This is a genomic window from Streptomyces sp. NPDC002306 (assembly GCF_053593435.1).
This window is the reverse complement of the sequence record NZ_JBSFCK010000001.1, coordinates 188,402-202,517: the sequence shown is the minus strand read 5'-3', so window position 1 is coordinate 202,517 and position 14,116 is coordinate 188,402. Positions and strand designations below refer to the sequence as shown.

Below are 14,116 nucleotides of genomic sequence, written 5' to 3'. Positions count from 1 at the left end.
ATCCCGGCTCATACCGTCGTGACGACTTTCCGACGGGACGCGAACACCTTCGAACTGCCCTGGCCGTTCACCGGCCGGCAGGACGAACTGGAGCTGGTCCGGCAGTCCCTGGCCGCCGGACGGCCCGGCGTGGTGGTGACCGGAGCGCCGGGCCGCGGCAAGACCCGGCTGGCCGCCGAGGCCCTGCGCGGCAGCGACTGCGCCAGGGTGACCGGCACCCCGGAGGGCCGCGATCTGCGCTTCGGCGCCTTCGCTCACCTGCTGCCCGAGACCGTCTCCCTGCACCGCGCCGTACAACGGCTGTCCGGTGTGCGCCTGTTGCTGGTCGACGACGCTCATCTGCTCGACGACGCCTCGGCCGCCCTGGTGCACCACCTCGCGGTGCACGGCCGCACCCGGCTGCTGGTCGTCGCCACGGACGGCGCCCCGGCGCCCGCCGCCGTGACCCGGCTGTGGACCGGCGAACTGCTGCCCCGCCTCGCCCTGGAACCGCTGCCCCGCGAGGAGACCGCACGACTGCTGTCGGCAGGGGCCGGCCGCGCCCTCGAACCACTCACCGCCGACCGGCTGCACCGCCTGGTCCGAGGCGACCTGCGGCTGCTGCGCGACCTGCTCGGCGCGATCCGCGAACAGGGCGCGCTCACCCGCGTCCCGGACACCGGCGAGCACGCCTGGCGCGGCCCGGTGCCGCTGACCACCGCCGTCCGCGAACGCGCCGCCCACCTGCTGCGGCGCGGGTGCCCCGACGAACGCGAGATCCTCGACCGGCTCGCCTTCGCCGAACCCCTTCCGCTGGACGTAGACGCCCTCGATCCGCTGATCCTCGAACGCCTCGAGGAGGACGGCCTGATCGGCGTCGACGACCACGGCCACGTCCGTCTCGCCCACCCCCTGCACGGCCCGGTGCTGCGGGCCGCGGCCGGCCGGCTGCGGGCGAGGCGGCTGGCCGGCACCCCGGGCGAGCGGGAACTCGCCCTGAAGACGGAGACGGCCGCGCTGGAACACCGCATCGAGCAGGCGGACGTACGGGACCTGGCGGCGCCCGTGGGGCGGTGGCTCGTGGCGGAGGGGGCGCCGCTGCCGCCCGGGCACGCGGCCGTACGAGCCCGGTCCGCCCGTCTGCGGGGGCAGCTGCGCGAGGCGGCGGCCTGGGCGCGGGAGGGGCTGCGCGACGACCGGGAGGCACCGCCCGGGGATCCCGACGGCACCGCCTGCCGCGCCGAACTGGCCCTGGCCGTCGCCCAGACGGGCGAGGTCACGGCCAAGGACGCGGCCGTCGCCGACGGTGTCCCGGCGGCCTGGCGGGCGGCCGCTCGCGGCGACCTGGACGCGGCACGGGAGGCGCTGCGCGAACCGGCCGGGGACCACGACGTGTACGCCCGCTACGAAGCGGTCCGCCTCGGCGACCCGGGCGAGGCCGCCCGCCGGCTCCCCGCCGACGGCGTGCTCGCGGCGCACGCGCGGGCCCTCGCGCACGGCGACGGACCCGCCCTTGACCGTGCGGCCGAGGCGCTGGAGGAACGCGGCTTCCTGCTCTTCGCCGCGGAGGCGCACGCCCAGGCCGTACGGGCGCACCGCGACCCGAGCGCCGCCCGCACCTCCCGCACCCGCGCCGTCGCCCTCGCCCGCCGCTGCCCGGGCGCCCGCACCCCGGCCCTGTCCGGCCTGGTCCTGGGCGAACTCACCACCCGGCAGAGGCAGATCGTCACCCTCGCGGCGGCCGGCCTGACCAACCGCCAGATCGCCGAACAGCTCACCCTCTCGGTGCGCACCGTCGGCAACCACCTCTACAGCGCCTACAGCCGCCTGGGCACCGGCGACCGGGGCGCGCTGCCCACGCTCACGGCCGAGGAGCCGCGGACACGGTCGGCCTGAGTCGGGACGAGGCCGGTCCCGGGGCCCTCACGCCGCCCCGAACGCCGTGAACGCCCAACCCGTCGCCTGGTGCGTCGCGTCGCCGGGCAGCGCGCCCCGGGCGTCACGCAGCGCCTCGGCGAGCGACAGGCCCACGCTGAGGCCCTTGTGCAGGGCGAGCATCAGCGGCACCACCGCCGCGTCGTTGACGGGCGCGCTGCTCGCCACCACGCCGGCGGTGCCCAGCGGCAGCAACGCGGTGACCAGACCGAGGAGTTCGTCGGCCCCGACCGAGGCGAGCCGGGCGGTGTCGCAGCTGGAGAGGATGATCCGGTACGGGCTGCGGTCCAGGCGTTCGAAGTCGTGCACGATGAGCGGCCCGTCGGCCATCCGCAGCGACGAGAACAGGGGGCTGTCCGCGCGGAAGGTGCCGTGCGCCGCGATATGGGCCAGGGCGGCCCCGTCGAGCTCCTCCAGCACCCTCGGCACGCGCGCGTCGGCGTGCTCCAGCACGGTCGGCGTGCCGTACCGGTCGGCCAGGTCGGGCACCTCCGCGCCCCCGGTCGCCAACCCCGGCCCACGGACCAGCACATGACGTCCGCCCGGCGGCGGATCGGTCTCCCGGGCGCGCAGCCAGCTGCTCGCCGACGGCGACACGCTCAGCACCCGCTCACGCAGCGAGGGCAGCACCGCCCACGGCACCCGGTGCAGCCGGCCCGGCGGCACCACCACGACCGGTCCGCCGCCCAGCAGCCCGGCGACCGGACCGAGCAGCAGCTCCTCCAGCCGCCGCCCCGCCGCCTCCACCACCGGCAGCCGGCCCTCCGCCCCCGGATGCGCCAGCCGCCGCAGCCCCGACTGGAGGTACTCGGCCTCCCGCTCCGCGTCGACGAGCAGCCCCGCCGCGTAGCGCCGCACCCGGCCCCGGCCGCACAGCAGCACGTGCACCCGCCCGTCCACCACGGCGAGTTCCACCAGCCGCTCGTCGCCCAGCCGCTCCAGCAGCCGGCCGGTGTCGAACCGGTCCCCGCCGCCGGGATCGGCACCGCGGATGTGCAGGGTCCGGGAGCGGACCTCCCGCTCCAGCCGCCGCTGCTCGCGCTCCAGGGCCGGCACCGGACGGCCGTCCCTGCGCGCCTCCTCCGCCCGCGCCGCGATCTCGCGGAAGGCCGTCATCCCGCTCAGCAGCGCCGGGTCGGCGGGCGGCCGGGTGGGAGGCGCCGACAGCACGGTGGCCCGCCAGCGCTCGCTCCACTCCAGCAGCCGCCGCGGCCCGCCCCGGGCCAGGCTCGCCTGCTGAGCCAGCGCCGCCAGTTCCGCGCCCTGCTCGGTGGCACGGGCCCGCAACTCCGAGGCCCCCAGCGTCATCCGGTGGTCGTCGAGCACGTCCAGACCGCGCCGGCAGGCCTCCAGCACACCCCGGCCCGAACCGGCCGCCCGGGCGCTCAGCGCCTGCGCGGCCCAGCCCGTGACCCGGGCCAGCGGCGGCCCGCTGTACCGGCCGCGCGCGGCGACCGCCAGATGCCGTTCGGCGTCCGCCGTCCAGCCGAGGCCGAGCGCGATCCGGCCCGCCAGCAGCGAGGCCTCCGGCGCGGCCGGCGCGCCGAAGGAGGCCAGCCGCTCCGCCACCGCCGCCGCGTCCGCGACCAGCCGCCCCGAGCCGCGCCCGGCGGCCACCCGCGCCTCGATCAGCACCAGCCGGGCGTGCGTCTCCCACCAGCCGCGCCGCTGCGCGGCGAACAGCCGCACCGCCAGGTCCGCGCGGGCTATCGCGGTGTGCGGATCACCCGACAGCCGGGCCGCCCGCGCGGCGCCCAGCAGCAGTTCCGCCTTGCGGGTGGACTGCCCGCCGATCCCGTCGAGGACCCCGATCGCCGCGTCCGCCTCGGTCAGCGCCTCCGGCGCGAGCCCCGCGGCCATCAGCACCTCGCAGCGCCGGATGTTGAGCATGAACGTCGGTGTGCCGAGCTTCGCGTACCGTTCCTCGGCCTCGTCCAGCAGCCGCAGCGCCGCCGGCACGTCACCGGAGCGGAACGCGGCCAGGCCCCGGCTCTCCACGGCGTCCGCCTTGTCGTGTTCCTGGCCGGTGGTGTCCCACAGTGCCTCGGCGGCGCCGAAGTCGGCGTCCGCCCGGTCCACCGCGCCGAGGGCCAGGTGCACGGTGGCGCGCAGCGTGAGCGCGCGTGCCGTCCAGATGACGTCGTCGGCCTGGCGCAGCACCGGGATCGCCTTGCGTACGTCCTCCAGCGCCTCGCGATGGTGACCCAGCACCCACCAGGCGTACGCCCGCCGGAACAGCACCCGCGCCCGGGTGTGTCCGCTGCCGCGTCCCACGCCCCGCTCGAAGGCCGCCAGGCCCTGCCGGGTGCGGCCGGCGTGCACGAGGGCCACGCCGAGCGTGCCGAGCACGTCAGCCTCCCGCTCGGCCGACTCCGCGCGCGCCGCCAGGTCCCGGGCACGCCGCAGATGCCGCAGGGCGATCCGCAGGTCGCCCCAGTCCCGCTGCCAGATGCCGATCACCTGGTGGGCGATCGAGGCGTGCAACGGCGGCGGATCGGCGCCCAGCACACCTTCCGCCCGCGCCAGCGCGTCGTTGGGGGCGGCGAACACCATCGGCAGCAGTTCGAGAACCGATTCGCTTCCCGCTGTCACTCAACGGATGGTAGTGCTCCAGGGCTTCCGTAACCATGTCACCCGGGTCCGGCGCTGTATCAATCGACGGCTCCGCGGCTCTGATTGACGACCACCGCCTCAGTGGGAGGACACGCATGGCACCTCAGCGATTCCACGAGCAGTTCGACCAGATCCAGCGCTCACTTCCGGACGTCTCCCTCGCGCTGGGCCCGGACGACTCCGCCGAGTTCATCTACGAGAAGGGTGTCGTGCTCGCCCGCGACGGCGAGGAGGCACGGGTCGTCGAGGACGCCGTGCGCACCCACTTCACCGACACCACCGGCCTGGACGCGGACCACGTGCGCCGCGCGGGCCCGCAGACCAACCGCTCCGGCATCACCCGGATCCAGGTCGGCGACCCCGGACACGGCGACCGGCGCGGCGACCGCGCGGTGGCGGGCGCCCTGCGCGCCCTGCGGGAGGCGGAGGGCCGCGCGGGCCGGCGCCTGGTCAGCCGCAACCACGTCGTGTCCATCGCGGTCAACGCCTGCCCCGGCGACGAGCCCGTGCCCGCCCCGCTCACCGAGGCGCCCAACCCGGCGGCGGCCGGGACGGCCTACGACCAGGGCACCGCCGTCGGCGTCCTGGTGATCGACACAGGCCTGATGCACGACCACCGGTCGTACCCGCTGCTCGCGCACACCACCGGGGACGCCCAGCTCCAGGAGACCGACGACGAGGGCGTGCTCCAGCAGTACGTCGGCCACGGCACGTTCATCGCCGGACTCCTCGCCGCCGTCGCGCCCAACACCGACATCACCGTGCGCAACACGCTCAACGACGCGGGCGCCATCCTGGAGTCCGACTTCGGCGAGGCGCTCTTCGCTGCCGTCGACCGCGACGGCTGGCCCGACATCATCAGCCTCTCCGCCGGTACCTCCAACGGCCGTACCGACGGTCTGCTCGGCGTCGAGGCCTTCATGCAGGAACTGCGCACCCAGCGCACCCTGTTGGTCGCCGCGGCCGGCAACAACGCCAGCGCCACCCCCTTCTGGCCCGCCGCCTACGCCTCCCTGCCCGAGTACGAGGACACCGTGCTCTCGGTCGGAGCGCTGCGCGGCGACGGCGAGTTCGGCGCCTGCTTCAGCAACCACGGCTCCTGGGTGCGGGTCTACGCCCCCGGCGAGCGGCTCACCAGCTCCCTCACCGGCTTCGACGCGCCCGTCCCGTACGTCTACCGGCACTCCACGTACGACGCCTGCCGCTACGGCTTCACCTATTCCTGCACCTGCCAGGCGCCCCGGCACACCGGGATGCTGAGCGAGGAACGGGACAGCGGCGCGGGCAAGCCCGACCAGGTGATGTTCGAGGGGTTCGCGCAGTGGAGCGGCACCTCCTTCGCCACCCCGGTCGCCGCCGGCCTGATCGCCTCGTACATGACCGCCAACACGGAGTCCGACGCGCGCGCCGCCCGTCAGCGACTGCTGGCGGCGAACACCGAGTTCGCGGAGGTGCGCGGGGCGCACGTGCCGGCGCTGCGCCCGCCGACGTGGCGCCCGGTGTCGGTCGTGCAGTTCGCTCCTCCGGCATGAGGGCCGGAAGTGCCCCTTCCACGGCGTACGATGACTTGCCGTACACGAGGGGTGGGGCCGTGGACCGTACAGATGTCGGCGCGCTCGTCCGGTCGGCCGTCGACGGTGACGCGGCCGCCTGGAAGGCGCTCGTGGAGGGGCTGAGCCCCCTGGTGTGGTCCGTGGTGCGGGCCCACCGGCTCTCCGACGCCGACGGGCACGAGGTGTACCAGACCGTGTGGTTCCGCTTCGCCCAGCACCTGGGGCGGATCCGCGAGCCGGAGAAGGCCGGCTCCTGGCTGGCCAGCACCGCGCGCCACGAGTGCCTGAAGGTGATCAAGAGCCTGCGGCGGCTGACCCCGACCGACGATCCGCACCTGCTCGACCGGGTCAGCGAGGACCGGACGCCGGAGCAGTCGGTCCTCGACTCGGAGGAGGCCGCCGCCGAGAGCGAGCGCGTCCGGCGGCTGTGGCAGGAGTTCGAGGAACTCGGCGACCGCTGCCGCCAGTTGCTGCGTGTCCTGATGGCCGCGCAGCCGCCCAGCTATCAGGAGGTGTCCGCCGCGCTGGGCATCGCCGTCGGCAGCATCGGCCCGACGCGCCAGCGCTGTCTGCGGCGCCTGCGGGCCCGACTCGACGCACGGGGAGCACGGTGAACGACATGAGCGACATGAACGACATCGGTGACACGAACCGCGGCGACGGCACCCGCGACGACGTCTTCGACGAGGACGCCTACGACGACGGTCTGGACGCCGAACTCGACTGCGACAGCCTGGAGGAGGAACTCCGGCAGGCCGCCGCCATCCTCGACCCGGTACCGGCCGAGCTGTACCGGATCGCGGTGGAGGCCTACGCGCTGCACGACTTCGACGCGCGGGTCGCCGAGCTGACCTTCGACTCGCTGACCGACGCCCTTCCGGTCAGGGGAGCGGACGACCCGCCCCGGATGCTGACCTTCTCCACGGGCGAGCTGACCGTGGACGTGGAGGTGACCGCCGAGGGCCTGATGGGGCAGGTGCTCCCGCCACAGACGGCCCGCATCGAGGTGCTCAGCGGTCCGCAGTCGGCCGCCCCGCTCACCGCCGACGACCTGGGCCGCTTCGCCTGCGACGCGCCCCCTTCCGGTCCGTTCGCGCTACGGCTGCGCACCGGCGGCGAGGTGGTCGTCACGGAGTGGCTGCGCGCCTGAGCCACGGCCTCGAGGGGTCAGCGCGGGACGGCGTCGACCAGGGCGGCCAGCGCGGCGGCGAGCCGGGTCAGCCCCGCTCCCGCCGGGCCGCCCGGTTCGCTCATGTACGTGTCCCGGCGGATCTCCACCATCAGGGCGCTCACCCGCGCGTCCCGGCCGTAGAACTCCAGCGGCACGTACGCTCCGCCGAACGGGCTGTCCAGCCCGACCTCCCCGAACCCGGAGAACGCCTCTCGCGCCGCCGCCAGCAGGCCCGGCGGGGTGTGGAAGGCGTCGGTGCCCAGGCAGACCGGCGGTCGCGGACCGTCGCCGTGCAGTTCGTAGGGCAGCGGCGAGGTCGGGTACGAGTGCACGTCGACGACGACGGCCCGCCCCACCGCGGCCAGCCGCTCTTCCACGGCCCGCGTCATGGCCTGTGCGTACGGGCGGAAGTAGCGCGCGACCAGCGGCTCCGGATCGGTGTCCCCGGGCCGTAGCGCGTCGCGGTGCGTGGTGCGGGTGTACACCGCGCCCATTCCCACGGCCAGCATCTCCTCGCGCTCGTCCGGGAACCGCTCCGGGTCGACGACCAGCCGGGACAGCCGGTTGACGAACCGCCAGGGCGGCACCTCGGCCACCTCGGCCGCCTCGGCGGCGAGCCGCGCGGTGTGCGCGTCGGTGATGTGGTCCAGCTCCCTCTCCAGCGCCGCGTCGTCGAGCAGGATCCCGGCGCGCACGGCCGGCGGGATCTCCCGTGCGGAGTGCGGCACGTGCAGGAGGACGGGCGAGTCGTCGGCGCCGGGCAGCAGCTCGAAGGAGGGTGCGGCGGGGGTCATACGGCGGCTCCGGGAGCGTTGTCAGTGGCGTGGTGCACGATCAAGGTGTCACATCGAACGCCGAGGAAGGGCGGGCAGCGCCATGCCGGTCAGCGACGCGCGGGTGAGCACGCACCCGTTTCTGCGGGCCTTGTACGCCGACGACTACTACCCGGACCGGGTGCTGGACCGGGGCCGGGGGATCCTGCTGCGCCTGTGCGAGCGCATCGAGGCCGAGCGGCCCGCCGACCTGACCGCGCTCTACGCCCTCACCCGCGCCGCCACCGAGGAGTTCAACGACCTGGAGGCGGAGTTCGAGGCGGCCGGCAGCGAGATCGAGACGGTGGCGCGCGAGGAGATAGCCGAGGACTTCCGGTTCGTCGCCCGGGCCTACGGCTTCTCGGACGCGGACGTGGAGAAGCTCATCGCGACGCGGGAGTGGTGACCGGGACCCCGGTCAAGTCGTCGCTCACCCGGAGATCTCCCGCACGAGTCCGGCGGCCTGCTCCGTCCCCATGAGGAGGCCGTCACGCCCTCACGGTGACGCGACCACCTCGCGCGGCCGAAGGAGATCCGTCACTCCGCCTCGCCGCGGTGGGTGACATGCCCGCGCCCCCGGTCGGGCGATGCCGACCGGGGGCGCGGGTACGGGACGACGGGCCCGGGGGCCCGGCGCGTCAGGCTCAGGCGAGGGACGCGAGCGCCTCGTTCCAGGTGGCGGACGGGCGCATCACCGCGGCGGCCTTGGCCGGGTCGGGCTGGTAGTAGCCGCCGATGTCGGCCGGCCGGCCCTGGACGGCGTTCAGCTCGTCGACGATGCGCTGCTCGTTCGTGGCGAGCGTCTCGGCGAGCGAGGCGAAGGCCTTGGCCAGGTCCGCGTCGTCGGTCTGCGCGGCCAGCTCCTGCGCCCAGTACAGGGACAGGAAGAAGTGGCTGCCACGGTTGTCGATGCCGCCGACGCGACGGGTCGGGGACTTGTCCTCGTTGAGGAAGGTCGCCGTGGCGCGGTCGAGGGTGTCGGCGAGGACCTGGGCACGGGCGTTGTCCGTGGTCTTCGCGTACTGCTCGAGGGACGGCACCAGGGCGAAGAACTCACCCAGCGAGTCCCAGCGCAGGTAGTTCTCCTTGACCAGCTGCTGGACGTGCTTCGGCGCGCTGCCGCCGGCGCCCGTCTCGAACAGGCCGCCGCCCGCCATCAGCGGGACCACCGACAGCATCTTGGCGCTGGTGCCCAGCTCCAGGATCGGGAACAGGTCGGTGAGGTAGTCGCGCAGCACGTTGCCGGTGACGGAGATCGTGTCCTCGCCGCGGCGGATGCGCTCGACCGACAGCTTGGTCGCCTCGACCGGGGCGAGGATCCGGATGTCCAGGCCCTCGGTGTCGTGCTCCGCGAGGTACGCGTGGACCTTGGCGATCAGGTTGGCGTCGTGCGCGCGGGTCTCGTCCAGCCAGAACACGGCCGGGCTGCCGGTGGCGCGGGCCCGGGTGACGGCCAGCTTCACCCAGTCCTTGATCGGGGCGTCCTTGGTCTGGCAGGCGCGGAAGATGTCGCCGGCCGAGACCGTCTGCTCGATCACCACGTTGCCGGCCTGGTCCACGAGGCGGACCGTGCCGGTGGTCGGGATCTCGAAGGTCTTGTCGTGGCTGCCGTACTCCTCGGCCTTCTGCGCCATCAGACCGACGTTCGGGACCGAGCCCATCGTCGACGGGTCGTAGGCGCCGTGGGCCCGGCAGTCGTCGATCACGGCCTGGTAGACACCGGCGTACGAGGAGTCCGGCAGCACCGCGAGGGTGTCGGCCTCCTGGCCGTCCGGGCCCCACATGTGACCGGAGGTGCGGATCATGGCCGGCATCGAGGCGTCGACGATCACGTCGGACGGCACGTGCAGGTTGGTGATGCCCTTGTCGGAGTCGACCATGGCCAGCGCCGGACCCTCGGCGAGCTCGGCGTCGAAGGAGGCCTTGATCTCGGCGCCCTCGGGCAGGGACTCCAGGCCCTTGTGGATGCCGCCCAGACCGTCGTTCGGGGTCAGGCCGGCGGCGGCGAGCTGCTCGCCGTAGCGCGCGAACGTCTTCGGGAAGAAGGCACGCACCACGTGACCGAAGACGATCGGGTCGGAGACCTTCATCATCGTGGCCTTGAGGTGCACGGAGAACAGCACGCCGTCCGCCTTGGCCTTGGCGATCTGCGCCGTGAGGAACTCGCGCAGCGGCGCCACGTGCATGACCGAGGCGTCGACGACCTCGCCCTCGCGGACCGGTACCGACTCGCGCAGCACGGTGGTGGAGCCGTCGTCGCCGACCAGCTCGATCCGCAGCGTGCCCGCCTCGGAGATCACGGCGGACTTCTCGGTGGAGCGGAAGTCGTCGACGCCCATCGTGGCGACGTTCGTCTTCGAGTCGGCCGACCAGGCGCCCATGCGGTGCGGGTGGGTCTTGGCGTAGTTCTTGACCGACGCGGGGGCACGGCGGTCGGAGTTGCCCTCGCGCAGGACCGGGTTCACGGCGGAGCCCTTGACCTTGTCGTAGCGGGCCTGGATCTCCCGCTCCTCGTCGGTCTTCGGGTCGTCCGGGTAGTCCGGCAGCGCGTAGCCCTGCGCCTGGAGCTCGGCGACCGCGGCCTTCAGCTGCGGGATCGACGCCGAGATGTTCGGCAGCTTGATGATGTTGGCCTCGGGCGTCTTGGCCAGCTCACCGAGCTCGGCCAGCGCGTCCGGGATGCGCTGGTCCTCGGCCAGGTACTCCGGGAACACGGAGATGAGGCGCCCGGCCAGCGAGATGTCGCGCGTCTCCACGTCGACACCCGCCTGCGCGGCGTACGCCCGGACCACCGGCAGGAAGGAATACGTCGCCAGGGCCGGGGCCTCGTCAGTGTGCGTATAGATGATGGTCGAGTCAGTCACCGGTGCTCCGCTCCACGTCTGCAACATTGCTCGATATCAAGATATCTCGTGGGAGTCCTCCGCTCGACAGGGGTCCGCCCGGTGCGGCGCCCCGCCGGGGAGCGGGGCGCCCGAATCACCCGAATGCGAACAGGTGTGCGAACAGTGCGAGCGGCCGACTCCTGGAACCCTTCAGGGTCCGATCCCGGTGTCGATCCCGGAGTCGTCTCCGGGACCGCCTCTCCGGTCGCCTCCCCTCAGGGTGCGGTGACGTCCGCCGGTACGACGTCGTCCCCCACGCGCTGCTGCGGGATCACCACCGCCCCCTGCTGCAACGCGACCGTCCGCGTCGGCGCCGGGATCCGGATCCCTTCCTCGCGGTAGCGCCGGTGCAGCCGCTTCACGAACTCGTGCTTGATCCGGAACTGGTCGCTGAACTCGCCCACGCCCAGGATCACCGTGAAACCGATGCGGGAGTCGCCGAAGGTGTGGAAGCGGATCGCCGGCTCGTGCTCGGGCAGCGCTCCGGCGATCTCGGTCATCGTGTCGGCGACGACCTCCAGGGTCACCCGCTCCACCTCGTCGAGATCGCTGTCGTAGGCGACCCCCACCTGGACCAGGATCGTCAACTGCTGCTCGGGGCGCATGAAGTTGGTCATGTTCGACTTCGCGAGCTGGCCGTTGGGGATGACGATCAGGTTGTTGGACAGCGCGCGGACCGTCGTCTGGCGCCAGTTGATGTCCTCGACGTACCCCTCCTCGCCGCTGCTCAGCTTGATGTAGTCGCCGGGCTGCACGGTCTTGGAGGCGAGGATGTGGATGCCCGCGAAGAGGTTGGCCAGGGTGTCCTGGAGTGCCAGCGCGACGGCCAGACCGCCGACGCCCAGAGCGGTGAGCATCGGCGCTATCGAGATGCCCAGCGTCTGGAGCACCACCAGGAAGCCGATGGCCAGGACCAGGATCCGGGTGATGTTGACGAAGATCGTCGCCGAACCGGCGACACCGGAGCGGGACTGCGTGACCGACTGCACCAGCCCGGCGATCACCCGGGCCGCCGACACCGTCACGACGAAGATGAGCAGCACCGTCAGGCTCTGGTTGACGGTCCGCTGGAGGGGCCTGGTCAGCGGCAGCACCGCGCCCGCGGCGGCCGCGCCGCCGGCGATCGCGGACCAGGGGATGACGGTCCGCAGGGCGTCCACGATGACGTCGTCGCCGCTCCAGCGGGTGCGCTTGGCGTGCTTGGCCAGCCAGCGCAGCACCGTGCGCGACAGGAACGCCGCCAACAGGCCCGCCGCCACGGCTATTCCGGCGAGGATGAGGTCGTCCAGGGTCAGCGCGCGGTTCACCGGTCACCTCCGGTGGGATGGTCCGCGGCGGATCGGGCCGCCGGCGGCCGGCTGTGAAGTCTCGTCACGTTGTCACCTGCTCGATTGCGGGATGTGCGGTCGCGCCGGCCCCGTCCGGGACGACGGTGACGGGCGCGACCGCTCATCCTGCCGTATCCGGCACAGCAGTTCGTACCAGGAGCGGCGGACCGAATGCGCCGGTCAGACGATTCCCTCGGCCAGTTCGGCCTGTTCGCGGTCGGAGCCGTAGGCGGCGGTCGTGGGCGTCCCGTACGAACGGCGGGCGACGAACCACCACACCGTGGCGAGGACCAGTACGACGGCGAGGGCCACGGACGCGTAGTTCATCGTGTCCACCGTCACCGGCGACGACTGCGGCAGGCAGAACAGCACCGTCACACAGGCCACCCACACCACGGCGATCCAGCCGATCGGCCTGCTCCAGCGGCCCAGGTGCCAGGGGCCCGGCTGGAAACGGTCGCCCGCGCGCAGCCGCAGCAGCACGGGGATGGCGTACGCCGGGGTGATGCCGATGACGTTGATGGCGGTGACCGCCCCGTACGCGGTCGCCGAGTACAGCGACGGCAGCGCGAGGAGGCCGGCCACCACCACCGACAGCCATACGGCCGCGACCGGGGTCTGGGTACGGCTGCTGACCCGGCGCCAGAGGTCGGAGCCGGGCAGGGCCTTGTCCCGGCTGAACGCGAACACCATCCGGCTGGCCGCGGCGACCTCGGCGTTCCCGCAGAACAACTGGGCGATGATCACGACGATCAGCAGCGCGCTCGCGCCGTCCGTGCCGAGCCCGTCGAGCAGGATCTGCGCGGGCGGCACCCCGGTCTCGCTGGCCCGGGTGGCGTCGTAGTCCTGGATGGCGAAGGTGAGACCGGCGAGCAGGACGAATCCGGCCAGCCACGACACCCAGATGGAGCGGACGATGCCGCGTGCCGCCGACACCGAGGCGTTGGAGGTCTCCTCCGAGAGATGGGCGGAGGCGTCGTAGCCGGAGAAGGTGTACTGGGCGAGCAGCAGGCCGATCGCGGCCACGTACAGCGGGTTGTCCCAGCCGGTGTCGTTGACGAACTCCGTGAACACGAAGGACGGCGACTGGTGGTGGTCGGGGACGATCGCCAGCGCGCCGACTATCAGCGCGACGCCCGCCAGGTGCCACCACACGCTGATCGAGTTGAGCACGCTGACAAGCCGCACTCCGAACAGGTTCAGCACGGCGTGCAGCAGCAGGATCGCGGCGAAGATCAGCATCGTCTTGCCGGGCGTCGGCTCGAAGCCCCACTGGAGGTTGGCGAAGGCCCCGGCGAACAGCGCCGCGCCGTAGTCGATACCGGCGATCGCGCCGAGCAGGCCGAGCAGATTCAGCCAGCCCGTGTACCAGCCCCAGCGTCGGCCGCCGAGCCGGTCGGCCATGTAGTACAGGGCGCCGGACGTCGGATACGCGCTGGTCACCTCGGCCAGGGCGAGCCCCACGCACAGCACGAACAGGCCGACTCCGGCCCAGCCCCACAGCATCACGGCGGGGCCGCCGGCGCCCATGCCGAATCCGTACAGGGTCATGCAGCCGGACAGGATCGAGATCACCGAGAAGCTGATCGCGAAGTTGCCGAAGCCGCCCATGCGGCGGGCCAGCACCGGACGGTAGCCGAGTTCGCGCAGTCGCTGTTCCTCGTCGTGCGGACTGTGCGCGGCCCGCGGACCCTCCAGGGAGGCGTCGAGGGAACTCGCCGTGGACAGGGGCGGATCGGACGGATCAGAGGTGCGGGACATACGGAACCTCCGTAGGGAGAGGGGTGATCGGGGGAACATCGGTGGGGGGAACGTCGGGGACCATCCGGCGGGGGCGTCG

The 14,116-nt window shown here is 73.2% G+C and carries 10 protein-coding genes; 5 read left to right on the top strand and 5 right to left on the bottom strand.

The window, feature by feature from the left end; genetic code table 11:
* Positions 1-18 precede the first annotated feature (18 nt).
* Positions 19-1,875, top strand: coding sequence for a LuxR family transcriptional regulator AbsR2 (locus ACWCQK_RS00880; RefSeq protein WP_451150410.1), 1,857 nt, complete (start codon positions 19-21; stop codon positions 1,873-1,875).
* Between the two features lie 27 nt (positions 1,876-1,902).
* Here the strand turns inward: ACWCQK_RS00880 and ACWCQK_RS00875 are convergent, their stop codons facing one another.
* Positions 1,903-4,506 (bottom strand): CHAT domain-containing protein, encoded by a 2,604-nt coding sequence (locus ACWCQK_RS00875; RefSeq protein ID WP_451150408.1) that lies wholly within the window; start codon positions 4,504-4,506, stop codon positions 1,903-1,905.
* A gap of 116 nt (positions 4,507-4,622) precedes the next feature.
* Between ACWCQK_RS00875 and ACWCQK_RS00870 the strand changes: the two genes are divergently transcribed.
* Genes ACWCQK_RS00870 through ACWCQK_RS00860 form a run of 3 tightly spaced genes read left to right on the top strand, consistent with a single transcriptional unit; the run spans position 4,623 to position 7,230 of the window.
* Entirely contained in the window at positions 4,623-6,059 is a 1,437-nt protein-coding gene (locus tag ACWCQK_RS00870) for a S8/S53 family peptidase (protein ID WP_451150406.1), read from the top strand.
* Positions 6,056-6,694, top strand: coding sequence for an RNA polymerase sigma factor (locus tag ACWCQK_RS00865; protein WP_451150404.1), 639 nt, complete (start codon positions 6,056-6,058; stop codon positions 6,692-6,694). The genes ACWCQK_RS00870 and ACWCQK_RS00865 overlap by 4 nt, the downstream gene beginning before the upstream one ends.
* Before the next feature lie 5 nt (positions 6,695-6,699).
* Entirely contained in the window at positions 6,700-7,230 is a 531-nt protein-coding gene (locus tag ACWCQK_RS00860; protein ID WP_451150402.1) for a hypothetical protein, read from the top strand.
* A 17-nt stretch (positions 7,231-7,247) separates the two neighbouring features.
* Here the strand turns inward: ACWCQK_RS00860 and ACWCQK_RS00855 are convergent, their stop codons facing one another.
* Complete coding sequence (locus ACWCQK_RS00855; protein WP_451150400.1) at positions 7,248-8,045, bottom strand: N-formylglutamate amidohydrolase; 798 nt, start codon at positions 8,043-8,045, stop codon at positions 7,248-7,250.
* A gap of 82 nt (positions 8,046-8,127) precedes the next feature.
* Between ACWCQK_RS00855 and ACWCQK_RS00850 the strand changes: the two genes are divergently transcribed.
* Complete coding sequence (locus ACWCQK_RS00850) at positions 8,128-8,469, top strand: DUF5713 family protein (protein ID WP_451150398.1); 342 nt, start codon at positions 8,128-8,130, stop codon at positions 8,467-8,469.
* 238 nt (positions 8,470-8,707) lie between these two features.
* Here ACWCQK_RS00850 and ACWCQK_RS00845 read toward each other — a convergent pair whose 3' ends face one another.
* The 3 genes from ACWCQK_RS00845 to ACWCQK_RS00835 form a co-directional block, all read right to left on the bottom strand.
* Complete coding sequence (locus ACWCQK_RS00845; protein WP_451150396.1) at positions 8,708-10,927, bottom strand: NADP-dependent isocitrate dehydrogenase; 2,220 nt, start codon at positions 10,925-10,927, stop codon at positions 8,708-8,710.
* 236 nt (positions 10,928-11,163) lie between these two features.
* Complete coding sequence (locus ACWCQK_RS00840; RefSeq protein ID WP_451150394.1) at positions 11,164-12,255, bottom strand: mechanosensitive ion channel family protein; 1,092 nt, start codon at positions 12,253-12,255, stop codon at positions 11,164-11,166.
* A 201-nt stretch (positions 12,256-12,456) separates the two neighbouring features.
* Positions 12,457-14,037: an amino acid permease gene (locus ACWCQK_RS00835; protein WP_451150392.1), complete on the bottom strand. Its 1,581-nt coding sequence runs from the start codon at positions 14,035-14,037 to the stop codon at positions 12,457-12,459.
* Positions 14,038-14,116 lie beyond the last annotated feature (79 nt).

Bases quoted from the DNA above. Each gene is read 5' to 3' on its own strand.
- ACWCQK_RS00870 (WP_451150406.1), top strand. From the start codon at position 4,623: ATGGCACCTCAGCGATTCCACGAGCAGTTCGACCAGATCCAGCGCTCA.
- ACWCQK_RS00865 (WP_451150404.1), top strand. From the start codon at position 6,056: ATGAGGGCCGGAAGTGCCCCTTCCACGGCGTACGATGACTTGCCGTAC.
- ACWCQK_RS00860 (WP_451150402.1), top strand. From the start codon at position 6,700: ATGAGCGACATGAACGACATCGGTGACACGAACCGCGGCGACGGCACC.
- ACWCQK_RS00855 (WP_451150400.1), bottom strand. From the start codon at position 8,045: ATGACCCCCGCCGCACCCTCCTTCGAGCTGCTGCCCGGCGCCGACGAC.
- ACWCQK_RS00850 (WP_451150398.1), top strand. From the start codon at position 8,128: ATGCCGGTCAGCGACGCGCGGGTGAGCACGCACCCGTTTCTGCGGGCC.
- ACWCQK_RS00835 (WP_451150392.1), bottom strand. From the start codon at position 14,037: ATGTCCCGCACCTCTGATCCGTCCGATCCGCCCCTGTCCACGGCGAGT.